The 25570-nt window shown below is 46.5% G+C and carries 26 protein-coding genes and 4 riboswitches; of the genes, 21 read left to right on the top strand and 5 right to left on the bottom strand.

Features of this window, described 5'->3' with window-relative positions; genetic code table 11:
* The first annotated feature begins 25 nt into the window (after positions 1 to 25).
* Positions 26 to 2176: an ATP-dependent Clp protease ATP-binding subunit gene (locus QYB97_RS07735; protein ID WP_301165410.1), complete on the top strand. Its 2151-nt coding sequence runs from the start codon at positions 26 to 28 to the stop codon at positions 2174 to 2176.
* 54 nt (positions 2177 to 2230) lie between these two features.
* Here QYB97_RS07735 and QYB97_RS25175 read toward each other — a convergent pair whose 3' ends face one another.
* On the bottom strand, positions 2231 to 2314 hold the full coding sequence (locus QYB97_RS25175) for a putative holin-like toxin (RefSeq protein WP_353051312.1): 84 nt from the start codon (positions 2312 to 2314) through the stop codon (positions 2231 to 2233).
* Between the two features lie 310 nt (positions 2315 to 2624).
* Between QYB97_RS25175 and QYB97_RS07740 the strand changes: the two genes are divergently transcribed.
* Both QYB97_RS07740 and QYB97_RS07745 read left to right on the top strand, forming a co-directional pair.
* A complete protein-coding gene (locus QYB97_RS07740; RefSeq protein ID WP_301165411.1) occupies positions 2625 to 2891 on the top strand; it encodes a hypothetical protein in 267 nt (88 codons plus the stop codon).
* Positions 2892 to 2904: 13 nt separating this feature from the next.
* Positions 2905 to 3534, top strand: a complete 630-nt coding sequence (locus QYB97_RS07745; protein ID WP_301165412.1) for a hypothetical protein — start codon at positions 2905 to 2907, stop codon at positions 3532 to 3534.
* A gap of 185 nt (positions 3535 to 3719) precedes the next feature.
* On the opposite strand, the gene QYB97_RS07750 is transcribed toward QYB97_RS07745, so the two are convergent.
* The gene (locus QYB97_RS07750) at positions 3720 to 4547 is read right to left on the bottom strand and encodes a GDSL-type esterase/lipase family protein (RefSeq protein WP_301165413.1); all 828 of its coding nucleotides are present in this window, start codon (positions 4545 to 4547) and stop codon (positions 3720 to 3722) included.
* A 156-nt stretch (positions 4548 to 4703) separates the two neighbouring features.
* Between QYB97_RS07750 and QYB97_RS07755 the strand changes: the two genes are divergently transcribed.
* Positions 4704 to 7106 (top strand): penicillin acylase family protein, encoded by a 2403-nt coding sequence (locus QYB97_RS07755; protein WP_301165414.1) that lies wholly within the window; start codon positions 4704 to 4706, stop codon positions 7104 to 7106.
* Between the two features lie 38 nt (positions 7107 to 7144).
* On the opposite strand, the gene QYB97_RS07760 is transcribed toward QYB97_RS07755, so the two are convergent.
* The gene (locus QYB97_RS07760; protein ID WP_301165415.1) at positions 7145 to 7999 is read right to left on the bottom strand and encodes a DUF1206 domain-containing protein; all 855 of its coding nucleotides are present in this window, start codon (positions 7997 to 7999) and stop codon (positions 7145 to 7147) included.
* A gap of 150 nt (positions 8000 to 8149) precedes the next feature.
* Between QYB97_RS07760 and QYB97_RS07765 the strand changes: the two genes are divergently transcribed.
* From QYB97_RS07765 to QYB97_RS07840, 16 genes are all read left to right on the top strand, one after another.
* The gene (locus QYB97_RS07765; protein ID WP_301165416.1) at positions 8150 to 8518 is read left to right on the top strand and encodes an LSm family protein; all 369 of its coding nucleotides are present in this window, start codon (positions 8150 to 8152) and stop codon (positions 8516 to 8518) included.
* 409 nt (positions 8519 to 8927) lie between these two features.
* Entirely contained in the window at positions 8928 to 10310 is a 1383-nt protein-coding gene (locus QYB97_RS07770) for a glycine--tRNA ligase (protein ID WP_301165417.1), read from the top strand.
* A gap of 51 nt (positions 10311 to 10361) precedes the next feature.
* A riboswitch (TPP riboswitch) is annotated at positions 10362 to 10466 on the top strand.
* A gap of 93 nt (positions 10467 to 10559) precedes the next feature.
* Entirely contained in the window at positions 10560 to 11192 is a 633-nt protein-coding gene (locus QYB97_RS07775; RefSeq protein WP_301165418.1) for a thiamine phosphate synthase, read from the top strand.
* Positions 11176 to 12306, top strand: a complete 1131-nt coding sequence (gene thiO, locus QYB97_RS07780; RefSeq protein ID WP_301165419.1) for a glycine oxidase ThiO — start codon at positions 11176 to 11178, stop codon at positions 12304 to 12306. Before QYB97_RS07775 ends, thiO begins: the two co-directional genes overlap by 17 nt.
* Positions 12307 to 12312: 6 nt before the next feature.
* Positions 12313 to 12513, top strand: a complete 201-nt coding sequence (gene thiS / locus QYB97_RS07785) for a sulfur carrier protein ThiS (protein ID WP_301165420.1) — start codon at positions 12313 to 12315, stop codon at positions 12511 to 12513.
* A gap of 5 nt (positions 12514 to 12518) precedes the next feature.
* On the top strand, positions 12519 to 13283 hold the full coding sequence (locus tag QYB97_RS07790) for a thiazole synthase (protein WP_301165421.1): 765 nt from the start codon (positions 12519 to 12521) through the stop codon (positions 13281 to 13283).
* A complete protein-coding gene (locus tag QYB97_RS07795; RefSeq protein WP_301165422.1) occupies positions 13283 to 14305 on the top strand; it encodes a thiazole biosynthesis adenylyltransferase ThiF in 1023 nt (340 codons plus the stop codon). Before QYB97_RS07790 ends, QYB97_RS07795 begins: the two co-directional genes overlap by 1 nt.
* Positions 14306 to 14312: 7 nt before the next feature.
* A riboswitch (TPP riboswitch) is annotated at positions 14313 to 14418 on the top strand.
* 361 nt (positions 14419 to 14779) lie between these two features.
* Positions 14780 to 16069 (top strand): acetylornithine deacetylase, encoded by a 1290-nt coding sequence (locus QYB97_RS07800; RefSeq protein ID WP_301165423.1) that lies wholly within the window; start codon positions 14780 to 14782, stop codon positions 16067 to 16069.
* Positions 16062 to 16739: a thiaminase II gene (gene tenA / locus QYB97_RS07805; RefSeq protein WP_301165424.1), complete on the top strand. Its 678-nt coding sequence runs from the start codon at positions 16062 to 16064 to the stop codon at positions 16737 to 16739. Before QYB97_RS07800 ends, tenA begins: the two co-directional genes overlap by 8 nt.
* Positions 16740 to 16765: 26 nt before the next feature.
* A complete protein-coding gene (locus QYB97_RS07810) occupies positions 16766 to 17515 on the top strand; it encodes an ABC transporter ATP-binding protein (RefSeq protein ID WP_301165425.1) in 750 nt (249 codons plus the stop codon).
* Positions 17490 to 18290, top strand: coding sequence for an ABC transporter permease (locus tag QYB97_RS07815; RefSeq protein WP_301165426.1), 801 nt, complete (start codon positions 17490 to 17492; stop codon positions 18288 to 18290). The genes QYB97_RS07810 and QYB97_RS07815 overlap by 26 nt, the downstream gene beginning before the upstream one ends.
* Positions 18265 to 19275, top strand: coding sequence for an ABC transporter substrate-binding protein (locus QYB97_RS07820; RefSeq protein WP_301165427.1), 1011 nt, complete (start codon positions 18265 to 18267; stop codon positions 19273 to 19275). The genes QYB97_RS07815 and QYB97_RS07820 overlap by 26 nt, the downstream gene beginning before the upstream one ends.
* 56 nt (positions 19276 to 19331) lie before the next feature.
* A complete protein-coding gene (locus tag QYB97_RS07825; RefSeq protein ID WP_301165428.1) occupies positions 19332 to 19472 on the top strand; it encodes a hypothetical protein in 141 nt (46 codons plus the stop codon).
* Between the two features lie 282 nt (positions 19473 to 19754).
* Positions 19755 to 20009, top strand: a complete 255-nt coding sequence (locus QYB97_RS07830; protein WP_301165429.1) for an HPr family phosphocarrier protein — start codon at positions 19755 to 19757, stop codon at positions 20007 to 20009.
* Between the two features lie 94 nt (positions 20010 to 20103).
* Complete coding sequence (locus QYB97_RS07835) at positions 20104 to 20292, top strand: hypothetical protein (RefSeq protein ID WP_301165430.1); 189 nt, start codon at positions 20104 to 20106, stop codon at positions 20290 to 20292.
* 42 nt (positions 20293 to 20334) lie between these two features.
* Positions 20335 to 20445: riboswitch (SAM riboswitch) on the top strand.
* Between the two features lie 94 nt (positions 20446 to 20539).
* A riboswitch (SAM riboswitch) is annotated at positions 20540 to 20647 on the top strand.
* A gap of 95 nt (positions 20648 to 20742) precedes the next feature.
* The gene (locus tag QYB97_RS07840; protein ID WP_301165431.1) at positions 20743 to 21978 is read left to right on the top strand and encodes a homoserine dehydrogenase; all 1236 of its coding nucleotides are present in this window, start codon (positions 20743 to 20745) and stop codon (positions 21976 to 21978) included.
* Positions 21979 to 22035: 57 nt separating this feature from the next.
* On the opposite strand, the gene yjcZ is transcribed toward QYB97_RS07840, so the two are convergent.
* Entirely contained in the window at positions 22036 to 22245 is a 210-nt protein-coding gene (gene yjcZ / locus QYB97_RS07845; protein ID WP_301165697.1) for a sporulation protein YjcZ, read from the bottom strand.
* A gap of 184 nt (positions 22246 to 22429) precedes the next feature.
* Positions 22430 to 22912: a glutathione peroxidase gene (locus QYB97_RS07850; protein ID WP_301165432.1), complete on the bottom strand. Its 483-nt coding sequence runs from the start codon at positions 22910 to 22912 to the stop codon at positions 22430 to 22432.
* Between the two features lie 242 nt (positions 22913 to 23154).
* Here QYB97_RS07850 and QYB97_RS07855 point away from each other — a divergent pair, with 242 nt between their 5' ends.
* A complete protein-coding gene (locus QYB97_RS07855; protein WP_301165433.1) occupies positions 23155 to 25545 on the top strand; it encodes a M14 family metallopeptidase in 2391 nt (796 codons plus the stop codon).
* Positions 25546 to 25570 lie beyond the last annotated feature (25 nt).

Genomic DNA, 25570 nt, shown 5'->3' on the forward strand with positions numbered 1-25570 from the left:
ACTATTTTAAAGGAGGACATGCTTTATGAAATGTGAACAATGTAAAGTGAATCCTGCGACAATTCAAATGAACGTTTCTTTTAACCAACATAAACAACAATTAACACTATGTGCAGATTGCTATCATAAAATTACTCAATCCATGAATACAACAGGGGGTATGAATCCTATGAACCAATTTTCATCCTTCGATGATTTCTTTAAACAAATGATGAACAACGGCATGAACTCCGGATTTTCCGGCAAGCAGTCCCAGCAAGCCCAGCAGCAAGGCGGGGGCAGGGGTGGAGGCTTCCTTGATCAATTCGGCCGCAACATCAGCCAGGCTGCAAAAGCCGGCCTCGTTGACCCTGTGATTGGCCGTCAGGAAGAAATAAACCGTGTGATCGAAATTTTGAACCGAAGAAATAAGAACAATCCTGTTCTTATTGGGGAACCGGGGGTTGGTAAGACAGCCATAGCTGAAGGATTGGCATTAAAAATTGCCGAAGGTGCGGTTCCGGCTAAACTTCAATCCAAGGAAGTCTACTTGCTTGATGTAGCTTCTCTTGTTGCGGATACAGGCATTCGCGGACAATTTGAAGAGCGGATGAAGCAGCTGATTGCAGAGCTTCAAAAACGTAAAAATATCATTTTGTTCATTGACGAGATCCACCAAATTGTCGGTGCGGGTTCAGCCGAGGGATCCATGGACGCCGGCAACATCTTAAAACCGGCACTTGCCCGCGGTGAACTTCAGCTTGTAGGGGCAACCACACTGAAAGAGTACCGCAAAATTGAAAAAGACGCAGCACTGGAGCGCCGGTTCCAGCCGGTCATCGTAAATGAGCCAACTCCTGAAAAAGCATTTGAAATTCTTAAAGGTCTTGCTCCAAAATATGAGCAGTACCATGAAGTAACGTTTTCAGAAGATGTATTAAAAGCATGTGTTAACTTGTCCCACCGCTATATCCAGGATCGTTTCCTTCCGGATAAAGCGATCGATCTTATGGACGAAGCAGGCTCTAAAATCAATTTGCTGCACTCAGGCAATGAAATTTCTTCCATTGAAGAACGCTTAGAAGAAATTTCAAAAGAAAAAGAACAGGCAGCAATGAATGAAAACTATGAGCTTGCTGCAAAACTTAGACAGGAAGAGCTTCAATTGCAGGGGAAATTAACCGAAAACGAAGGCAAAGAAAAAGCTGCCGTTACACTTGAAGACATCCAGTCTATCGTTGAGCAAAAAACAGGTATTCCTGTTAGAAAGCTTCAGGAAGACGAACAGGCAAAAATGAAGGATTTGGCGAAGAACCTTTCCCAAAAAGTCATCGGCCAGCAAGAAGCAGTTGAAAAAGTATCCAAAGCGATCCGCCGAAGCCGTGCAGGTCTGAAAGCGAAGAACCGTCCAATCGGATCCTTCCTCTTCGTCGGTCCGACTGGGGTGGGTAAAACTGAATTGACCAAGTCACTCGCAGAAGAATTATTTGGTGACAGGGAAGCCATGATCCGTCTGGATATGAGTGAATACATGGAGAAACATGCCGTGTCCAAGCTTATCGGTTCACCTCCTGGATATGTCGGTCACGATGAAGCAGGACAATTAACTGAAATGGTCCGCCGCAAGCCTTACAGCATCATTTTGCTGGATGAAATCGAAAAGGCGCATCCCGATGTACAGCACATGTTCCTGCAAATCCTTGAGGATGGCCGCTTAACTGACAGCCAGGGCCGTACCGTATCCTTTAAAGATACAGTCATCATCATGACAAGCAATGCCGGCAGCGGTGTAAAGCAAACCAAGAAATTAGGATTTACCAACGAAATCGCGGAAGTACAAAAAGAAACCAGTATTCTTGATGCGATTGGTTCCTACTTTAAGCCGGAATTCCTGAACCGTTTTGACAGCATTGTACAGTTCCAGTCTCTAAAAGAAGGCGATCTGGTACAAATTGTTGATCTCATGCTTGCCGATCTCAAAGAAAATCTTGTGGAACAGGGAATTACAATTGAGTTTACGGATGAAGCGAAGAAGAAAATTGCTGAATTGGGCTATCACCCAGCATTCGGTGCAAGACCTTTGCGCAGGGTGATTCAGGAAAAAGTAGAAGATGCCGTCGCAGATTTGTTATTGGATCAAGAAGACAGCAAAGAGTTAAGAGTGGATGTTCGTGAAAATGAATTAGTCGTAGAATAAAAAAGAGCCATGCGTTCAGCGCATGGCTTTTTTGTATAATTATGTGGGCAAAACTTAATCGTTGTCCTTGGAGCGAATAATGGTCAGCACTAGCATGGAAAAACCAATCATCAACGACATTGCTTCGAATACTGTCATACCATTCCCTCCCCCTGAGTATTGGGCTAGAACGTTTCATTCGAATAAGCCGCAGTCCCTGTCTTGTATATTCCTATTTTATCCCGATTGCCAATATATAACAAGAATCGTTAAGACTATTTCAAAACATTCCCAATAGTACAATAGTAGCTATTTACCAACTTATTTATCAGTAAATTCTGACATATTATAAAACAAAAATAAAATAAGGGCTTTTGTACCATTACTGACAGATGGCTCATCCTGCTGTCATTCGGCTGGCGGGAATTCCGGACGGCCATTTGTTACAATGAGACGGGGAGGAATCCATATGCTGAAATATAAGCTGAATGTATTGGATGTTTTTGAGGTAAACGAGCATTATATTGAAGGAACAAAGGAAGTACACATCGATACAGTGATTTTGAATGAAGATGGAAGCGATTTTTACCGGGGAACAACAGCTGTCAGGTTTAACAGGCATGGCATCTTCCCGCTGTTGGACACGATAAAAGGAATTTTTGACGATAAAAACAGTTTTATGGATTTTGTCAGTTATTTGCGCCGCTATATTAAACAGCAGGTGCGGTATTTGTAGGAAGGAGTTAAGCATGAAGTATGTATGGTATGCAAGCTACGGATCGAACATGAATAAAGACAGGTTTTCCTGTTACATAGAAGGAACGCAGGCAGAAGGGAGTTCTGAGGCGGAAAAGGGATGCAGAAACTGTAACCCCCCACTGGAGGATCGCCTGATTGAAATTGAATATCCGCTTTATTTTTCTAAGCAGGAAAGTAAGTGGGGAGCAGGCGGGGTGGCTTTTATCGGCCATCAGCCGGCAGCTTCATCAAAAACCATAGGCCGCATGTATTTAGTAACCGAGGAACAGTTTATGGATGTTGCCTCACAGGAAAACGGCATTGAAGGGCTTGAATTTGATTTTGAAAAGATTAAAGAAGCTCGTTTTCTTCCTTTGACAGAGGGATGGTATGGCACGATTGTTTATCTTGGCGATTGCGACGGCTATCCCATCTTCTCGTTCACATCCAATCACGACATGGGTGAAGAAGAATATGTGGCTCCTGCTCCCGGGTATCTGCGCACTATTGCCAAAGGATTAGAGGCCGTGGGCATGACGGTTGAAGAAATTCTGGATTATCTGGAAGAGAAAAACGGGCTTAAAAGCGCAAAAGCGAGAGAGCAGATTAAAAAGGATGCGGGACTAGCGGAAAGGTCTTAGTTATATTGGTCTGCTATTGTGTTTAACCCGAAAAAATAGGCATCAAGACGCAAGTCTCTTGATACTTACAGAACTGTGGAATAGGTGAGATAATGTAATCCCCTATACATATGAGATGCCTTGACCAGGGCATCTCTATTTTTTTGCCATATCAAAAAGCACTGTCCTGTTTAAGGACGGTGCTTTTATTTTTGCTGATAAGGGGCTTCTAGTGTTTTAATCATTTGTTTTGCGATCATTTTATGGCCTTCATCATTCGGATGAATGGCATCGTAAATCCATTCTTTTCTGTTTTCGGGTTTGAGCACCTCACTGCTCGGGATAACAATTGATGGTTTATGGTCGGCAGTGGTTTCATAAGCAATAAGATTCCAGTCATTCAATAACTTCTTCGTGGCAGGAAAGAATTTTTCCTCTGAATCCACCGCATTGTACAATTCGTTGTACACAAGGATGGCGTCAGGGTTTTCTTCTCGGATAATGGAGAAAATTTTTACAAGGTTATCCTTATAGGACGATTTAACATCGGTGTAATCCTGCAGCGCTTTTACCGGCCCTTCTTTTAATGCGAGACTGACGAGATCATTACCCCCGATATTGATAGTTATCAGATCTGCCGAATGAATTCTCTCTTTCATTTCAGGAGTGGATAAATACTTGAGCAGATCGCTGCTTGTCGCGCCGGAGATGCCCTGGTTATCCAAAATTGCTTTTTTTCCTGTAAGCGAGGATAGTTCATCGTTGGCGATCTTGATAAAGCCGCCTTCCGCAGACCCCCGACCCTGTATAACAGAGTCTCCCAGGGCAAGGTGATGAATTGTTTTTCCTGGAAGGTTTCTTAAATGGCCGATATAGGAAACTTTATGGGATTCAGGTTTACCGGCTGAGTCCTGTAAAGCGGTACTTTGTGCTTTTAGACGATCGATTTTAAACTGTGGATAATAATACCATCCCCCGACTGTGACAACTATCAAACCTAAAAGGATGAGCGCCAGCCATAGCCAATTCTTCATATGCTGCCTCCTTTCAAGGTACCCATTTTAAACCATTTCTCACTCTTCTATCAATATATTAGCATGAAAGAAACATATGAGAGCGGTTTGGAATTGGTAAATCCAGGAGAAGGATAACAGCCAGCGATACAGAATGGATTAAAAAAAGGGGGAGTGATGGTGGAAACTGCCGTTCAAATTGAAAAACAGCAGCCTAAAAGGCGCCGCTGGAAGAAAACAGCCATTATCGTAATAACCGGATTTGTAATCATTCTTTTACTTTCAGGAGCTGCTGCTTATTGGGTCATGCAAAAAAGTCTGCCGGAGACGAGCGGGACCGAAACAATATCCTCACTGACATCCGAAGTGAAAGCCTACCGGGATAAAAATGGCGTACCGCACATCGTGGCCAAAACCGTAAAGGACATGTATATGGCTCAAGGTTATGTAACCGCTCAGGACCGGATGTTTCAGATGGATTTAAGCAGACGTCAGGCTTCAGGGCAGTTAAGTGAAGTAATTGGTGAAAAAACAATTGAGAAAGACCGTTTTTTTAGAGCACTGGGTTTGCGCAGGGCAGCAGAAGCCTCGTTCAACGTCTATTCTCCGGAGGCAAGAAAAGTGTTGCAGTGGTATGCAGATGGGGTGAATGCCTATCTGAAGGAAGCGAAAAAGAAAAAAAACCTTCCGGTCGAATTTATGCTTGCCGGTTATGAACCGAAGAAATGGACACCCGTCGATTCGCTCACCATTGGAAAATACATGGCTTTTGATCTTGGCGGCCATTGGGAAGGACAGGCTTTCCGCCACTATCTGATTCAGCAATTTCCAAAAGAAAAGGCACTGGATCTTTTCCCGTCTTATCCGGAAAACGGGGCAGAAATCATAAATAAGGCCATGGAAGCGAAAATTGACATCAAAAGCCGCCTCGCCGGCGCGGTCGTACCAAACGAATATAACGGCTCGAATGACTGGGTCGTTGCAGGGGAAAAAACGAAATCGGGCAAACCTTATTTGGCTGACGATCCGCATCTCGGACTCGCCACGCCTTCCATATGGTATGAAACACAGCTCAAGGCACCTGGAATGAATGTAAGCGGGGTGGTATTTGCAGGCGTTCCGGGTATTATCGTCGGCCATAACGAAAAGGTGGCGTGGGGAGTGACGAATGTTGGCCCCGATGTACAGGATTTATATATAGAAAAAAGAAACCCAAAAAATGCTGAGGAATTTCTTTATGAAGGCAAATGGGAAAAAGCGAAGGTTATTCAGGAAAATATAAAAGTAAAAGATCACAAAACAGTTCCATACAAAGTAACGGTTACCCGGCATGGGCCAGTCATGTCGGAATTTGCTCTCGATAAAAAAGAAGATACCGCCTTATCTCTGAAGTGGACAGCACTTGAACCCTCCACCGAGCTTCAGGCCGTATTGATGTTTAATAAAGCAGAAAACTGGAAGCAATTCAAGAAGGCGCTTACGTATTTTCATACACCAGCCCAAAATTTTGTCTTTGCTTCCGAGGATGGAACCATCGCCTACCGTGCAAATGGACATATTCCCATCCGCGGCGAGAAATACGCTTCCGTACCAGTTCCGGGCTGGGAAAAGAAGTATGAGTGGAAAGGGTACATTCCATGGGAAAAACTGCCGACAGTTGTGAATCCGAAGGAAGGCTTCATCGCTACCGCAAACAATAAAGTCATTGGGGAGGATTACCCATACCATATTACCGATTCCTGGGCCCAGCCCTACCGTGAACAGCGGATTAAGGATGTGCTCTCTTCGAAGGCAAAGCTGTCAGTGAATGATATGAAGAAACTTCAGTTTGACAGAAAAAATCTTCAGGCCGAGGAGATGCTTCCCATTCTGTTGCCGCAAGTTGAAAAGGGCAAGCTGAATACAAACGAAAAGAAAGCCCTGCAGATATTGAAGGACTGGAATTATGAGGATAATAAGGAACTTGCCGCACCTTTACTGTTTCATTTATGGATGCAGGAATTCAGCAGCGTGCTGTTTGAAAAAAAGATTGATGAAAAAATGATGGCCCTTTTTGACGGAAAAGCACAAGTTGTGGATCAGCTAATACGCCGTGCATCCAAGGGACAGGAAGGACCCTGGATAACGGAAGCGGGCGGACTTAAGGCTGTCTCCAAACGATCATTTTCACGAACGGTAAAGGAAGTTGAAACTCTCCAGGGAGAAAATCCAAAAAATTGGAGATGGGGGGCTTATCACACGCTGCCGTTTGAGCACCCGCTCGCAGCAGTTAAACCGCTCAATCTGCTGTTTAACCCCAAAGAAACGGAGATGGGCGGAAGTCGGGTAACCGTAGGAGCGGCAGGTTGGGATACGGTGACAGGAAAGGTAAATCACGGTGCAGCATGGCGGACGGTCGTAGATCTTTCCGACTTGTCCAAATCCTATAATGTGGTCGGGCCCGGGCAATCAGGACATGTGCTGAGCAAGTGGTACGACAACCAGATTAAGGATTGGACCACAGGTAACTATCACGTAACCTATACAAACGAAGCATCGTTTAAGGGGGAAGACAAACTTGTCCTGACACCCGATCAATAAAAAAACATCCCGGCTCATGAGCCGGGATGTTTTTGGTTTTAAGGGTCGATTCTTCTGAAGCGTGCTTCAAAAAGCAGGTATACCCCATATGCAACGAGACCGAGGGCGACTACGGTCAATAAAACCTGCCCATAGGGCTGTTTAACAAGCTCTGCGAGTGCCCCGTCGAGTCCTTTCGTCTCTTTAGGGTCTGCCTGAACGGCGGCGCGGATAAGAAAGATTCCCATAATAGCAAAAACCACACCATGTGCACTAATGCCGAACTTTCCGATATAGCGTACAGTCTTCCATTCCTTTTGATTCATTTCCTCGCGCTTCAGTTTGTTTAAATACTTTTCTTTATAGGCTTTATAAAAATTAAATAAACCTACACCAATAATGATGGCGCCAAGGAGCCCGATGATGAACTGGCCAAAAGGCTGGGCAAGAACTTTCGCTGAAATTGTCTGGTATTTCGCGCTTGATGAACCTGAGCTTGCTCTGAATATGATTTTGACTGCACTGACACAAAGGCCGATATAGATACCGGCGATAATAAGATAGCTGATCCGGGACATCCAGCCCTTTGCATCCTTGCCTTTGTGCTCAGGATCAAAGATTGCCATAATGATTTGCCACAGCGCATACCCGGCAAGCCCCAGAGCAAGGACTGCAAGGATCACTGAACCAAACGGCTGCTTGGCGACGGTGTAAAGAGCTCCTGAGGAAGTAGTCAATTTGCCGCTTAAACCAAATGCAGTCATGACGGCGAGTACTCCAATGAGAATATAAACTGCACCTTTCGACAGGTGGCCAAACCGGGCCATGCGGACAATCCATGGTTCAGCTTCTTCTTTGTATTCGTTTGCTTTTCTTTCAGCATGTTCTTTGTGCTGTGACAAATCTTTATCCATATGGGTACCCCTTTCAAAGGTTCTATATACTTAGTACCCATTTTCTCCAATTCATCAAACTAGCAGACAGCTGTCCACACCCATATTCCATAAATTGCATACCATATATAGAAACTTTTATGTAATTTCAACAAAAAGGGAGGGTTATACATGAAAGAACATTATTATGGCTTATGCTGTCAACATATGGGGCAGGATGTTGAAATCACTACCCAGGATGGCAATCGGTACGTAGGAACCATCCAAAGCGTTGATGCGGAAAATGTTTATTTGCTTCCCCATCAGGACGATGGAACAGGAAGATTCTTTCCGCTGCTGGGTGCAGGGCTAGTTGGTCTTGGTCTTGGTACGATTGCAGGTTTTGCACTCGCTCCCCGTCCGCCGGTCGCATTCGGATACGGTTATGGATACGGCGGGGTCGCTCCATTCCCTGGCGCTTATGGAGGCTTTCCAGGAGGATACGGCGGCTACCCTGGTTATTATGGCGGATTTCCCGGTGCCGGCTTTGGAGGCTTCTAAACGTTTGTAACAAAAACTCATCCAAAAGGGTGAGTTTTTTGCTTTTGAATATTGGGGAATAAATCTGTAAGAATAGGTGCAGACTTGACATTATGGCGGAAAAATTGTACTATTTTTTCCATAATAGAAGATCATAACGCAATGACAGACCAATAGTATCTGAGCCTCTTTAGCAGAAGCGAACCGGGGATGGTGAAAGCCCGGACAAATGTTCAGAGAAACGGAAGTCTCGAGCCATTAATTGACCAAAGTGGATGCAAGGATGATTGCATCAATTAGGGTGGAACCGCGTGAGTACAGCTCTCGTCCCTGGACAAACAGGATTTGTCTATGGATGGGGGCTTTTTGTTTTACAAAAAGCTTAGGGGCTTTTTTGATTACTAAAAGCACTACTAAAGGAGAGAATGACATGAGTGTAACAATGGAGCAAGTCGTTAACATGGCGAAGCAGCGCGGATTTATTTTTCCGGGTTCTGAAATTTACGGAGGACTTTCGAATACATGGGATTATGGCCCGCTCGGTGTGGAACTGAAAAATAATGTGAAAAAAGCCTGGTGGAAAAAGTTTGTTCAGGAATCCCCATACAATGTAGGGCTTGATGCTGCAATCCTTATGAATCCACAAACATGGGTGGCTTCTGGTCATATTGGAAACTTCAATGACCCGATGATCGACTGCAAACAGTGTAAAACACGCCACCGTGCAGACAAATTGATTGAGGATGCACTTTCAGAAAAAGGCATTGAAAAGATCGTGGACGGATTATCGTTTGACGAAATGGAAAAGTTGATTGAAGAGCATAATATTGCCTGTCCCGAATGCGAAGCACATGATTTTACTTCCATCCGCCAGTTTAATTTGATGTTCAAAACATTCCAGGGAGTGACGGAATCCAGCACTAACGAAATTTATCTTCGTCCTGAAACAGCACAAGGGATCTTTGTGAATTTTAAAAACGTTCAGCGTACGATGAGGAAAAAGCTGCCGTTCGGTATTGCCCAGGTAGGCAAAAGCTTTCGAAACGAAATTACGCCAGGAAACTTTACATTCCGTACGCGGGAATTTGAACAAATGGAGCTTGAATTCTTCTGTAAGCCTGGTGAGGAACTGAAATGGTTTGATTTCTGGAAGCAATATGCCCACGATTTTCTGTTGAACCTTGGCATGAAGCAGGATAAGCTTCGCCTTCGTGATCATGAATCCGAAGAGCTTTCCCACTACAGCAATGCGACGACGGATTTCGAGTACCAGTTCCCATTTGGCTGGGGCGAGCTGTGGGGGATTGCATCCCGCACCGACTTTGACTTGAAGCGTCACAGCGAGCATTCCGGAGAAGATTTTAATTATATTGATCAGGAAACAAATGACCGCTATATTCCATACTGCATCGAACCATCGCTGGGTGCGGATCGTGTAACGCTTGCCTTCTTGATTGATGCTTATGAAGAGGAAGAGCTGGAAGGCGGAGACACACGAAATGTGCTTCATCTTCACCCGGCCCTTGCGCCATTTAAAGCAGCGGTACTTCCGCTTTCTAAAAAATTATCCGAAGAAGCGCGTGAAGTGTTCGGAAGCCTTGCCAAAGACTTTATGATCGACTACGACGAAACCGGATCCATCGGAAAACGATACCGCAGACAGGATGAGATCGGAACCCCTTTCTGTATCACGTATGACTTCGATTCGAAGGAAGACCAGCAAGTGACCGTCCGTGACCGTGATACAATGGAACAGGTGCGTATGCCAGTAACTGAATTGCGTACATTCCTTGAGGGGAAAATCAGCTTCTAATCACTTTACATTTTTTCCGCTCGTGGTAAGATAAAAATAACTTCATATTTTAAGCAACACTGGGGGAGCCTTCCGGGCTGAGACTGAACGCATTGTTCTAAACCCTTTGAACCTGATCTGGATGATGCCAGCGTAGGGAAGTGCGACCGCACAGCTTTGACAGCTGCTGCATCTGATTTGAAAAAACAATCAATCAGCCACTCTTTCTACGAAAAGAGTGGCTTTTTTGTATGGAAATGAGGAGTGGAAATGGAGCAATTGGAGTTCCACGTCATCACGGACGGCAAACAGAGCGACGACCGGATTCTTGCAGTGGCATCCACTCTTGTCCCTTATGTAACAGCTATACATATCAGAGAAAACAGCCAAAGTGCAGGGAGCATTTACAATTTGTCCGAAAAGCTGAAGCAGCGTGGGGTAAAGAGTGAAGCGATTTATATGAATGATCGTGTGGATGTTGCGGCAGCTGCAGGACTCGGAGGCGTTCATTTAAAGGAAAGCAGCCTGGCGCCGGATGTGGTCAGGAAACATTTTCCCCCTCTTAGAATCGGGCGGTCCGTTCATTCAAGTGAGGGGGCCATCCACGCGGAACAGAAGGGGGCGGACTATCTTTTTTTTGGACACGTTTTTTCCACCAAAAGCAAAAAGGATAAAGAGCCGAAGGGACTTCATCAATTGAGGGATGTCGCTAAAGCGGTCAGCGTTCCGGTTTTCGCCATTGGAGGAATTTCTCCTGAGAAGGTGAGCTCAGTTCTCTGTGCAGGTGCATCAGGCATTGCTGTCATGTCAGGAATCTGGAATGCAGATGATCCTGTTTCAATCGCTAAACAGTACAAAACCGCTTTAATGAAAGGAAGTGATCAGGATGCGCAAACATTATGATGTCATTATCGTCGGCGGAGGCGTCATTGGCAGTTCCATCGCTTACTTTCTTCGCCGTCATACCCCTTACACCGTCCTTGTATTGGAACGAAACAAAATTGGAAGTGAAGCATCATCAGCGGCAGCCGGCATGCTGGGTGCCCAGGCTGAGATTCATGAAGCTGGCCCGATGTATAAGATGGCCAGGCAGAGCAGGGAGCTGTTTCCTGACTTGAGCCATGAACTGAAAGAAATCAGCGGTGTGGATATGGAATGGGTCGATAAAGGACTCCTGAAAACGGCCAAAGACGGCGCAGAAGCAGAAAGACTGAAGGAATTGGCTGCCTTTCACAGGGTTAATGGCCAGCCTGCCGAGTGGATGGACGCGGATGAACTTCGGAAAAAAGAACCAAATATATCAACAAAGCTGGCAGGCGGGCTGTTTTTGCCGAGGGACGGGCAGGTGAACGCTCCCAAGCTGACTCAGGCCTATGCCCAGGCCGCTGTAAAGCTGGGTGCTGACTTTATGGAGTATACCGAGGCGGCAGGCTTCGAGTTTGCCGAGATGGGAACAGGCGTGCAAACCAGCGCAGGAACGTTTTACGGAGAAAAACTTGTGCTGGCTTCAGGTGTATGGACAGGTCGGCTCGCGGCTCAGACAGGTCTTCATATGCCGGTCTTTCCCGTGAAAGGGGAGTGCCTGTCGCTGAACTTTATGGAGCCTGTCATTACGGCAAGCATCATTTCCGAAGACTGCTACCTTGTGCCGAAGCAGGGTGGACGACTCGTCATCGGTGCTACGATGCACACTGGAACGTATGACCGGAAAGTAACTGCCGAAGGTATTCAGCAATTGCTTGAAGGAGCCATAAAAGTGGTTCCCGGGATCCGGAATGGAGAATGGGAGAAAGCGTGGAGCGGCTTCCGGCCGCAAACACCGGACGGCCTTCCATATATGGGGAAACATCCCCGTTATCCCAACATCTATTTTGCGGCCGGGCATTTCAGAAACGGAATTCTGTTAAGTCCGATTACCGGACAGTGGATGACCGAATTGATTTGCGGCAGGAAGGAGGAGCAAAGCCTGTGTGAATTTGCTCCCGAACGGTTTGTACTTGAACAAATGAAAGGATGAGGGGACATGAAGCTGGTCGTGAACGGAAATACGATGGAAGTCGCAGGTGTTCAAACGGTTGGTGATTTGATCAAAGAGCTGAAGCTGGCTGGCAAGGGAGCGATTGTTGAGCTCAATGAAGAAATTTTGAGCAAAAGTGAGCATGCCGAAGCGGTATTGGCCAATGGAGACAAAGTAGAGATTGTCCATTTTGTAGGAGGAGGATGAGCGAAATGCTTAAAATTGGAAACCATGAATTTTCTTCACGTCTTCTTTTGGGAACAGGAAAATTTCCGAATTTTGATGTGCAAAAAGAGGCAGTTAACGTATCGGGCACAGAAATCCTTACCTTTGCGGTCAGAAGAATGAATATATTTGAACCCGACCAGCCGAACTTTCTGGAAAAGCTGGATGCGTCGAAGTATACCCTGCTTCCCAATACGGCGGGAGCCAAAACAGCCGAAGAAGCAGTCAGGATTGCAAAGCTGGCAAAAGCCTCCGGTTTATGTGATATGATTAAGGTGGAAGTAATAGGAGATTTCAAGACCCTTCTGCCTGATCCGGTAGAAACGCTGAGAGCGTCGGAGATACTGTTGAATGAAGGATTTACGGTTCTGCCTTATGCTTCTGATGATGTACTTCTTGCAAAGAAATTAGAGGACCTTGGCGTGCATGCCATCATGCCCGGAGCTTCACCCATTGGTTCGGGCCTTGGGATCATTAACCCACTGAATATCAGCCTTATTGTTGAACAGGCAACGATACCGGTTATTGTTGACGCCGGAATCGGATCACCGGCGGATGCCGCTTTTGCAATGGAGCTCGGCGCTGATGGCGTGTTGCTGAACACAGCCGTCTCGGGCGCAGAAGACCCGGTGAAAATGGCAAAAGCGATGAAGCTGGCTATTGAAGCAGGCAGGCTTGGTTTTGAAGCGGGACGGATTCCAAAGAAACGGTATGCCACGGCAAGCAGCCCGCTGGAGGGAATGAGTGTTTAATGAACGATCGCTACTCCAGGCAGATCTTATTTGATTCGATCGGAGAAGAAGGCCAGGAGCTCCTGGCCAATAAGCATGTGCTGATCATTGGTGCAGGGGCGCTGGGAACAGGAAATGCTGAAATTCTTGCCCGGGCGGGCGTTGGAAAAATCACAATTGTCGACCGGGATTATGTGGAATGGAGCAACCTGCAGCGGCAGCAGCTGTTCAGCGAGGAAGATGCAAAATATCGAATGCCAAAAGCGGTGGCGGCAAGAGAACGGCTGGAACAGCTCAACTCTGATATCGAGGTTGAGGGGCTTGTTATGGATGCGGGTGCCGAAGAGCTGAGGCAGCTGACGGAATTTGTCCACCTCATTATAGATGCCACTGATAACTTTGATACAAGGCTTTTGATGAATGATATTTCTCAGGAAACCAAAATCCCATGGATTTATGGTGCCTGTGTGGGAAGCTATGGCCTTAGCTATTCTATTATACCGGGAGAGACTCCTTGCCTCAGCTGTCTGCTTGAGAAAGTGCCCATGGGCGGAGCGACATGTGATACCGCGGGAATTATAGCTCCTGCTGTACAGATGGTTGTCGCCCATCAGACAGCGGAGGCATTGAAGCTGTTGACCGGAAACAAGGATGCACTGAGAAACAAACTGGTATCCTTTGACCTTTGGAATAATCATTACATGGCGATGGATGTCAGGAAGCTTAAAAAACAGGATTGTCCTTCCTGCGGAAACCACCCATCATATCCTTACTTGAATCCTGAAAACCAGACAAAGACAGCCGTCCTCTGCGGGAGAGATACTGTGCAAATCCGCCCATCTGAACACGGGGAGAGGGATCTGGAGGAGCTTTCCGGAGTGCTGTCACGATTGGGAGGCAGGGTTGAACAAAACCCTTATTTGCTCTCCTATAGGGCAAACGAGCAGCACCGGCTTGTTTTTTTCAAGGACGGACGGGTTTTAATCCATGGCACGAAAGATATAGCAGAAGCCAAAAATTTGTATTACAGCTTAATAGGATAATTGAATAGCACTCTGCTAGGGGAGCCGGAAACGGCTGAGACTGAACGGTTTGTTCTACACCCTTGGAACCTGATCTGGATGATGCCAGCGTAGGGAAGCAGGCTTGCGAAACGGTTTAAGACAAATCGATCATACAGCCGCCTTCCTCATCCGGGGAAGGCGGTTTTTTTATGCATAAGGGATAAGCGAAAGAAATCTTCGTTGATACGTTGATTGTAGTGCAAGGTGCGAGACTCCTCGAAAATGAAGATCACATTTTCTTCGTGCGATGTTTCGCTGCCGTAGCGTTCCTTGTCCTGCGGGAGTAGCGTGACAGGTGAGACCAGGAGGCGCTTGCGCCGATAAGGAGGCGTTTACGCCGGTAGGGCTCAGCGCACGCCCTGCGAAAGTAGGCGTTTACGCCGGTAAAAAGCGAGCATCCTGGAACGGAAATCAACTGCTTTTAAGAGCAACAAAGCTTAAAGGAGGGTGAGCATGAGCAGCATTAAGGAGAAGATTGATAGATTGGCAGAGGAAAGAAAAGAGGATTTGATTGGGATTCTTCGGTCGCTTGTCGCCTGCCGGACGGAAAGTCCTCCGGCCAGGAATACCGGGGATGCCCAGGGCTATATCAATGATCTGTTACAGGAACTTGGGTTTGAGACGGAGGAGTGGGAGCTGTTTCCCGGTGACAGGATAGTGTGTGGCACCAAATTCGGAAAAAACAGAGAACGGTATCAAAGTCTCATTCTTAATGGACATATTGACGTGGTGGCGGCGGGAGATGAAGCAGAGTGGGAGCATCCGCCGTTTGAACTGAGAAAAGAGAGAGATTTTTTGTATGGAAGAGGCACAGCTGATATGAAAGGAGGAATGGCCTCCTCTCTTTTTGCGCTGCAGCTTCTGTGTGAACTCGGAATTGAACTGAAGGGCGATATATTTTTTCAATCCGTAACTGGAGAAGAAGCCGGTGAGGCTGGAACAAAATCATGTGTCGACCGCGGCATGCATACCGATTTTGCTATTGTGGCGGATACATCCGATCTGGAGATTCATGGCCAGGGCGGTGTGATTACAGGCTGGATCACGGTAAAAAGCAAAACCACCCATCATGATGGCCTTCGTTCCCGGATGATTCATGCCGGCGGTGGGATTGTGGGTGCAAGTGCTATAGAGAAGATGATGAAAGTCATACAAGGGCTTCAGGAGCTTGAACGGCACTGGGCCGTAACGAAAGCCTACCCGGGTTTTCCTCCGGGAAGCACAACGATCAATCCTTCGGTAATTGAGGGGGGAAGGAATGCGGCGTATATCGCAGATGAGTGCAGGCTTTGGATTACCGTCCATTTTTACCCGAATGAGACTTATGAAGATGTTGCAGAGGAAATCGAGCAGCACATCCTTGCCGTCGCCCTGGGAGATCCGTGGCTGAAACACCATCCTCCTTTGTTTGAATGGGGCGGAAAATCGATGATTGAAGACAGAGGAGAAATCTTTCCCGCTATAGATATTGATGAAAGCCATCAAGGGCTTGTCATGCTAAAGAACCAGCATCGGGAGGTATCCCGCAGGGAAGCAGCGGTGTCCATGTCACCAACAGTAACAGACGCGGGCTGGTTGGGACAGGCCGGTGTACCAACAGTAATCTACGGTCCCGGCAAACTGGAAGAGGCTCATTCTCTAAACGAGAAGGTTGAGCTTGGGCAGCTGGTTGAGCATGCCAAAGTTCTCGCCGGGTTTATCGAAAAATGGTGCAATACAGAAAGGAGCAGTACAAATGACTAAGGACCGCTTTACCAGCCAGCTGCATGAACGGGTATTGCCGGTATGGGAGCATATCCACCGCCATCCATTTGTTCAGGGAATAAAGGACGGCTCCCTGCCGATGGAGCGTTTTATGTTTTATATGAAACAGGATTACGTATTCCTGAAGGATTATGCCAAGCTGTTTGCACTTGGCGTGGTAAAAGCAGAGGATACGGAAACGATTAAATGGTTTTCCAGTCTTCTGCATGAAACCCTGCATACGGAAATGGATCTTCACCGGGGGTATTGCAAGGAAATCGGCATTGGTGAGGAAGAACTGGAAAATGAAAAAGCGACGCCTATTAATCTCGCATATACAAGGTACATGCTGACGGCATCCCAGCAGGGGAGCCTCGCGGAATTGGTTTCATGTCTTTTGCCATGCATGTGGAGCTATCATGAGATCGGAACCATGCTGAAAAAAGAAGTGAAGAACCTGGACGGTCATCCGTACCAACCTTGGATTGAAATGTACGCCTCTGAAGAATTCGGCAGTCTTTCCCATTGGCTGAAGGAGAAGCTTGATGAATGGGCAGAAGGAAAAACAAATCAGGAGCTCGAGGGTTTGCAGAACCACTTTCTGACGACATCACGATTTGAGTTCATGTTTTGGGACATGGTCTATTACGGGCACGAATGGCCTGTATAACGAGGCAGAACGGGAGGTGAATGGAAATGACGTTCATGATGAAGAATGTTTCTTACAGCATTAAAAACAACGGAGAGCGCAAATCTATTTTAAGGAACATAAACCTGGAAGCAGCAGCGGGGGAATTCGTCTCGATTATCGGCAAAAGCGGTACAGGAAAAAGTACACTGCTTAAACTTGCATGCGGTCTGGAGAAACCGGATGAAGGGGAAATCATGATTCAAAACATGCCGTCTGTCCCGGGTTCAGCAGGCTATATGCCTCAAAAAGATCTCCTTCTTCCATGGCGTACGGTCATGGATAACCTGCTTTTGTCACCAGAACTTCAAAAGGAGAAAAAAGAAAAGAAAAAAGAGGCGGAAGCCCTTCTGGAAAGGGTGGGGCTGTCGGCCTGTCAGGAAGCCTACCCTCATGAGCTGTCAGGTGGAATGCGTCAAAGAATTGCCTTTTTGCGTACACTGCTGACGGGAAAAGATGTGCTTTTTCTGGACGAACCATTTGGCGCTCTTGATGCGATGACAAAAAAGGATATGCACCAATGGATGGCTGCTCTTTGGAGAGAGCTGAATAAAACGATCGTCCTGGTCACCCATGACCTTCACGAGGCGGTTTTTTTAAGTGATCGGATTATTGTGCTTCACCCGTCAGGTGAAACCGAGGAAATCATGGTTCAGCTGCCGAGACCGCGAGAGGCGTTTTTAACCCCTGAAATAACTGGATTGATCAATACATTGGAGAGCAGAATTACACATGAATCGTATCAAGGCATTTCTTAAGGATTATTATTTATTTTTGATGGCAGCCGCCATCCTGCTTGGTGTATGGGAATGGCTTGTTGATACAGGCAGACTGCCGCCTTTTATATTGCCGGCGCCGTCGGGAATCCTTTTGTCACTTGTTGAGAACAGGGACATCTTGCTTATGCATACATGGGCGACATTCAAGGAAACCACCATCGGCTTTTTGATTGCGGCGTTGGCGGGTGTTTCACTTGCGGTATCCATGTTTTTTTTCAAATCGGTGCAAAGAACGGTGTATCCCGCGGTATTGATCTCCCAAACCATACCGATCATCGCTCTGTCGCCCATCTTTGTCCTTTGGTTCGGCTACAGTATCTGGAGCAAGGTGGCGGTTACCGTTTTGATCGCTTTCTTTCCCATTGTGGTAAGTACATATGACGGCCTGAATCATCATGACCGGGACTATGTGGACCTATTGCGGTCGATGGGAGCACGGAGATGGCAGATCTTTAAAAAAGTTCAGATGCCCATGGCCCTTCCCTCGTTTTTTTCGGGCATCAAACTCGCTGCGGTATTTTCGGTGGTCGGCGCAACCATCGGTGAATGGCTGGGAGCAAGCGAAGGGCTCGGGTACTATTCGAGGAGAATGTCAGGAAGCCTGAACGCGGAAGGTGTCTTTTCCGCCATTTTCCTTTTATCGCTGCTTGGCATGTGTTTTTTTGGAGCAGCAGCGCTTGCAGAAAAACGAACGTTCAAATGGAAAGAAGTCAGAAAGGATGTACAACATGAAAAAGTGGATGAAACACAGTAAATGGCTGCTTGCAGGGTGCTTGATTCTTGCTCTTGGCGCATGTTCCTCCTCTGCTACAGAAGGCGGGGAAGGGAAAAACGGATTAAAGAAAGTAACGTTGATGCTCGACTGGTACCCGAATGCGGTGCATGCCGGAATCTATGATGCCATTGAAAAAGGGTATTTTAAAAAGGAAGGCATTGAGGTAGATGTGAAAATGCCAGCTGAAACCAATGACCCACTAAAGCTGGTGGCTGCAGGACGTACAGATCTTGCGTTAACCTACCAGCCGCAGGTTGTGCTTTCCCGGGCGGAGAACATACCGGTAGTTTCTCTGGGCGCGCTGGTGAGGCATCCGCTCAATCATCTGATGGTAGCAAAGAAAAGCAGCATTCATACACCTAAAGATCTTGAAGGGAAAAATGTGGGTTATCCTTCTATTCCAATAAATGAAGCTATTGTCAAAACGATGGTAAAGCATGACGGGGGAAACCCGGATGATGTAAAAATGACGGATATCGGCTGGGATATCATTCCGGCTATGGCTTCCGAAAAAGTCGATGGCGTTTCGGGGGGATACATCAACCATGAACAAATTCTGCTGGAAAAAGAAGGGCACCCTGTGCGGTCGATTGATCCCGTAAAATACGGTGTACCTGATTATTATGAACTTGTACTTGTTTCAAGTGAAGATGGGCTGAAGAAGAACAAAAAGCTGTACCAAAAGTTCTGGCGGGCGCTGTCCAAAGGGCAAAAAGATGTACAGAAGCAGCCGGAAAAAGCGTTGAATGTTTTGTTTGAGCATGAAAACAAAGAATTTCCGCTGGATCAAAAGGTAGAAAAGAAAAGTCTTCAAATTCTGCTGCCTCTGATGGACAGTGGAAGCAAGCCGTTTGGGTATCAGGACCAGAGTTCGTGGGACAAGGTTTCAGATTGGCTGTATGAAACACACATGATCAAAAAGAAGGCAGATACCCAAAAGGCCTACATTAATCTCGGAAAGTAACTGAGTAGTTTCTACCTCGTTTGGATATGTTAAGTACCAGGCAAGGAGGTGTCCGGATGGCCGAAAATGAAAAAAGACGTGAGCAAAATGCGGAACAGCGAAAGCGAAAGGCGGATATTCCAAAGGGAACGTATGCTGATCCAATCGCCAATCAGGGAGATATCGCCGAAATCAAGAATGTTAAGGATAGCGAATAATGAAAAAACACGCCCTGATAATAAAGGAGCGTGTTTTTTTGTTTTGGTGTATGCAAGCAGAACCAGGAGGTGCAGGAATGCAGGCATGGGAACAGAGCGGGCCGGAGAAACAACAGCTTTAGCTCCGGATGCTCAGCCTTTCTTCCTGAACTGCCCAATATCCACATATTGATGGTCAGGCGTGCATATCTTCATTGGTATGCAAAAAAGTTAAACTGCCTTAATATGTGCTTAATCATTGGGGGCTATAATGGCAGGGAAAAGGAATAGGAGTGGAAAGATATGAAGACATACTGCTTTTTGCAGGATAAAATGAATTCAAGAACGATCTCAAAGCTTGTTCATAAAGCGAACGAATTTGAAGAGTGCCAGATCTATTTCGAATTTGATAATTGCCAGATGAATGCCAAAAGCATGCTAAGCATGAGCAAGCTGTCAGGAATCGCAGGGTTATGCTGCATAACGGCGCTAGGACAGGACCAGCAGGATGCCCTTGAAGGATTGCGCCTGATTTGCGCCGGGAAAGTGGTTAACTGAATATTGTCGTAAATACCTCCTGAAACAATGGATTTCATTACCGGAATTTTGTAAACTAAAGGTAATTCAATTTCGTTTGGCAGGAGGATTGGTTATGAAAAACGTAATTCCTGGTGCCCTTTTAATGGCGTTGGCTATCACATTTACAGATTTTGCCTTTCATATCGCAGCGAATGAACGTTTCAATGGAGCGGTTATCACAAAATCATTTATGATAGCTCTGGCGCCTTCTCTGCTGATCATGTTTTATCTCGAACGGAAAAATAGGTCCAGGAGCAGTTGACGCTCTTCTTCCTCCATGATAAAGTAATACTAATTTAAATATAGCTTATCCAGAGCGGTGGAGGGAAAGGCCCGATGAAACCCGGCAACCTTCAGACATATTTGTCTGAAAAGGTGCCAAGTCCTTCAAAGGTAACACTTTGAGAGATAAGAGATGAAACCGGAATGTAACTCTCTTATCTTTGATAAGGGAGTTTTTTGTGCTGAAATAATCAATTGCTGCATAACATGTTTTAATTTCATATGTACTCTTATCCAGAGCGGCGGAGGGAAAGGCCCGATGAAGCCCGGCAACCTTCAGGCATATTGTCTGAAAAGGTGCTACTACCTGCAGGAGAAATCCTGGTTGATAAGAGGAGGCCGGAAGCCCTCTTCTTAGGAAGAGGGTTTTTTCATTTTCTAAGCTTTGTTCAAGGTTAAGCTGAACCATTCAAAAAAAGGAGAGATATCATTGAGCGAAATCAAAATTGCATTGCTTGGACTGGGAACTGTGGGAACCGGAGTTTATTCCTCACTCTTAAAAAGAAAACCGGAGATTGAACAGCTGCTGGGGAAAAAGATCCGTGTATCGGGAATATTGATTAAAAATCCTGCAAAATCAAGGTCCGAATATCAGAAAGCGCCATTATATTCAGAGTTTGAAAAAATTTTGGATAAAGAGGCGCCGGATGTAATCATTGAAGCCATCGGAGGAATTGAACCAGCCAGAACGTATATTACCCGGTCACTCGAAGCAGGATGCCATGTGATTTCTGCCAATAAAGACCTGATCGCCCGCCATGGGGAAGAACTTATAAATCTTGCGAAAGCAAAAGGAGCGCGCTTTGTATTTGAAGCAAGTGTAGGGGGCGGCATTCCGGTGTTAAGGACACTGAGAGAGCTTCTGAGAATTAATAAAGTACAGCATGTGGAAGGGATCTTGAACGGCACCTCCAATTTTATTCTTTCCCATATGAGAACAACAGGATCCACGTTTCCGGAAGCTCTGGAACTCGCCCAGCAAAAAGGTTATGCAGAACCTGACCCGACGAATGATATTGAAGGGCTGGATGCTTTTTATAAAGCCATGGTGCTGAGTCAATGGATATATGGTGTACAGCCTTTATGGGAGGAAGCGGAGGTAAAGGGAATTGGAACGGTTCGTCTGGAGGAAATACAGCTGGCAGAGCAGCTTGGACTGCGCCTCAAGCACCTTGTGCTTCTTGATGACAGCCTCGGGCTGAAGGTAAAACCGGTCTTGGTGGACAGTGAACATCCGCTTTACGGAGTGGAGGGAGTGGACAATGCAGTCCGGATTCAGACGGATCTGCTTGGCTGTTTAACCTTGCAGGGACCGGGCGCCGGGGCTGAAGCAACTGCAAGTGCCATCGTCGAAGACTTCCTGTCGCTCTATGAATCGGGCAGCGTTTACCAGGATAAACCGGCAGTCTCAGAAGTGGCGCAAAGAAAACAGGCCAAGGAGGGAACAACCTATCTTCTTATTGGTGAAAAAGAGCACATCTCGGGAGAAGCGATTTCTGCCCTTCAACTGCAAGGAGCAGTGCTGGATACCGTTTCTCTGCCGGAGGCCTCTCTCGTTGCACTTCTTTACGCTGGAGATTTGCCGGAAAGTCCCTTGCCGTTCACGAGCATTTACCCTGTGAGACTATCGGCTGCAAGCGAGGTTGCGGAGGAAGTTCTTCTTTAAAAAAACAAAAAGATCCAGGCGGATAACCGCCTGGATCTTTATTTGCTCCATGAGCTACTAGCAGCTGCTGCTGCTTTCGCATCCGCCGTGGCCGTGGCCGGACCAGCATGCGCAGCCGATGATGATCAAGAGGATGAACAATACGATGATAATCGCGAATCCTCTTCCGCCGCCATACCCGTATCCGCCGTAACCTCCGCCGCATCCGCCGCCATAACCATACCCATAAGAAGCCGTCGATACAGGTACGTTTAACGGAGCATTGATTGGTGCATTAATCGGTGAGTTTGCATACATTTAAAATTCCTCCTTTAATATCCAATTCCAACATTCTCGATACAGTATATGTAGGAGGAATCACTCGGTCTGGACGTTTGCCTTGCCGACAAGCCTAATTACTGTGTATTGAAAAACGCACGCTTTTAGGTTTCCCCTAAAGCGTGCGGACAGATTACTGCGCGAGCAGTGCTTCTATTTCCTTTTTCATATCCTTCGGTGAGGTTTGAGGAGAATGGCGGGATACAACTTCTCCCTGCTTGTTCACCACAAATTTGGTGAAGTTCCATTTGATGGCTTTGGACCCTAAAATCCCGGGTGCTTCATGGGTTAAATAGGTAAAGAGAGGGTGTGTATGATCGCCTTTTACATCCACCTTGGCAAACATCGGAAAGGCGACTCCATAATTCAACTCGCAAAATTCCTGGATTTCTTCTTCATCTCCAGGCTCCTGTCCGGCAAACTGATTGCACGGGAACCCCAATATTTCAAGGCCCCGATCCTTGAATTCATCATAAAGTGCCTGAAGCTCCTTATATTGCGGAGTAAATCCGCACTTACTGGCTGTATTGACAATAACCAAGACTTTTCCTTCATACTCCTGAAGTGCTTTTTCCTCGCCCATGATCGTCTTCGCATGATACTCGTAAACAGACATAACATCCTCCCATATGTACGTAGTAACTTACCATAGTAACAGTGTAGTAGGTTTGCTGCCGAAAAGAAAATATAACGCTTTATTTTCAGGGACTTATAGCATGGGCCCCGGGTATTGATTTAGTTACTTGGAATCATTTTATGGTCAACAAACAAGAAGAGACAAAATATTCACTTAATTTATCTTATACTGTAATCAACTTACATATTTTGCATAATAGTCGATTATTGGAGGCGATAAAATTGAAAAGTCGAAAGACGAAGAAAAAACTCATGGCTGTGTCGATGGCTGCTGCCATTCTGCTGCCTTTGCCGCTGGCATCAACCTATGCGGCAAGCCCACCTGCAACGGTAAAGAATGACCCTATGCTGGTGAAGATCCATTTGAAGAACCGTGCGGATCTGGACAAACTGCTAAGCTATGGAATTGATCTTACGGAAAACATCGACCAGCATGCAGGCCAGGGAATGGAAGCAGATGCTATCCTGACCAGGGAAGAAATGAAGATTTTGCAATTAAAAGGATACAAGACAGACGTTATTTCTACCCAGCAGCAAATCCAAACCCTGAGGCAGGAGCGCCAATTTACGGTTCAGCAGGAAAAAGATCTGGCAGCCGTCAAGGACAAGGTTACCATTCTGCGAGCCAACTATTTTACAAGCCAGGGCGGCAAGTTCCTGTATGTAGAAGCAAAGACGGATGCAGGCTCTCTCAATTCGACCGTGCTTACCGCAACATGGGACAAAGGAAAGAATACAGCACCGGAATCGGGTGGGACAGCTGCGCTTGAACGCATAGAGGATGCGGGTGTTTACATGTATCATTCCATGCTGCTGCCGGTGGATACCCGGCCTTCAAAAGTTAAAATCACGAGCAGTCTTGGCGGCACCCTGGAAGCAAAGGTAACAGACTGGATTGGAGGCAAGAAGCCGGCACCAGGCAAACACTATGTATCGGATTTTACAGACCATTACATGACGCCAACTGAGCTTGACCAGCGGATCACCAAGCTGGCAAAGCAATTTTCCAATATTGCAGAAATTGTAGAACTGCCATATGAGACCAACGGTTATCGCAGAAAGGCACAAACGATGATTGGAGATCAGGGGAACCCGTCCTCAGCTGTTGTCATTACCTCGAAAAAATGGGGCAATGAAGGCGGAAACAGCATCAGCCTTCAGGCAATGAAACAGGAAGGTGCCAATCTTCCGCTTTCCATTGAGACAAAGGATAATACGATTGTAGTGAAGCTCGCAACCGACGCCGAAGGACAAAGTTCGAGCAAAGCAAAAGACGTTATCCAGAAAATAAATGCAGAGGCGGGGAGTTTGGTTACCGCCACACCTTTTAGAGGAAACAGCGGGGAAGGGCTTGTTGCACCAACCGAAAAAATGAAGCTGACTGATAGCTTAAAAGCACCGGAGTCGATTTCACGCGAACCACATACCATGAAAGCGATTCGGATCGGAAAACATCGGGATGGCTCGAAAGCCGGAGTTCTTCTCTATTCGCAAGAGCATGCCCGTGAGTGGGTTACACCGCTCGTAACTGTAGAGACTGCGGAACGGCTGCTTCGAAACTACAGTACAGACAAAGCAACACGCAAATTGGTGAATAATCTTGATATTTTTATCGTCCCGTCCATGAATCCGGATGGTGCTACCTATTCTTTTTACGATTATAACTGGCAGAGAAAGAACATGACCAATTATTGCGGCCCTGAGAAATCGGACCCGGCTCTTCGTAATGCATGGGGTGTCGATTTGAACCGAAATCATGGAGTCGGTTCGGTGTATGACGGATATCTGGGTTCTTCCACCGACTGTCAAAGCTCGGTTTACGGAGGCCCTACAGAGCAGTCCGAGCCGGAAGCCAAAAACTTAATCTGGCTGGCAGATGAGAATCCGAATGTGAAGTTTGCCATGAATGTACACAGCTATGGCGGCTATTTCATGTGGCCTCCGGGAGCATATAAAGCACTTGGCAGAGAAACATTGCCGCGTCCGACTGCAGGGCAGGAGGCCTTCTTCTGGAGTGCGTCGGAACGGATCCTTCAGCAAATTAAAGAGTACCGCGGTACAACCATTCTGCCGGGACGCACGGGTCCTGTGCCTGATGTGCTGTATTCCGCAGCCGGAAACTCAGCAGATGCCTTGTGGTATAACAATGGCATTTATGCCTGGGATTTTGAAGTTGGGGCAGATCTATGGAACGCTCAGGAGAAAAGTTGGGAGCTGGTCGGATTTCAGCCGCCTTATGAAGAAGGGCATGAAGAAGCCATGGAGTTCGCCAACGGCCTGATCGGGATGCTGGATGTTGCTTATGACTACGAGCATGACAAACAAGCGCCAACTTCCTCCCTGCATGTGAAACGCGGAATGGAAAAATCAACGCTCGAATTTTCAACGTCCGAGCCGGCAACAATTTACTATACCACCAATAACAAGCGTCCCACATTCTCATCGAAAAAAATACAGATCAGCGGCATTCGTGAAGGCGCGGAAAAACCAGTTCTTGAGCAAACCGCTACAGTCAAATGGTTTGCCATGGACGCGAGCGGCAATATCGAAAATCATTATAAGCCAGAGGGAAGAAAAGACAATTACCGTTCCCAGCTTGTAAAAGTCAAATAGCATGGAAAAGGCAGTGCACGTTATG

It is taken from the genome of Fictibacillus fluitans, from assembly GCF_030418125.1.
Lineage (GTDB): Bacteria > Bacillota > Bacilli > Bacillales > Fictibacillaceae > Fictibacillus_C > Fictibacillus_C fluitans.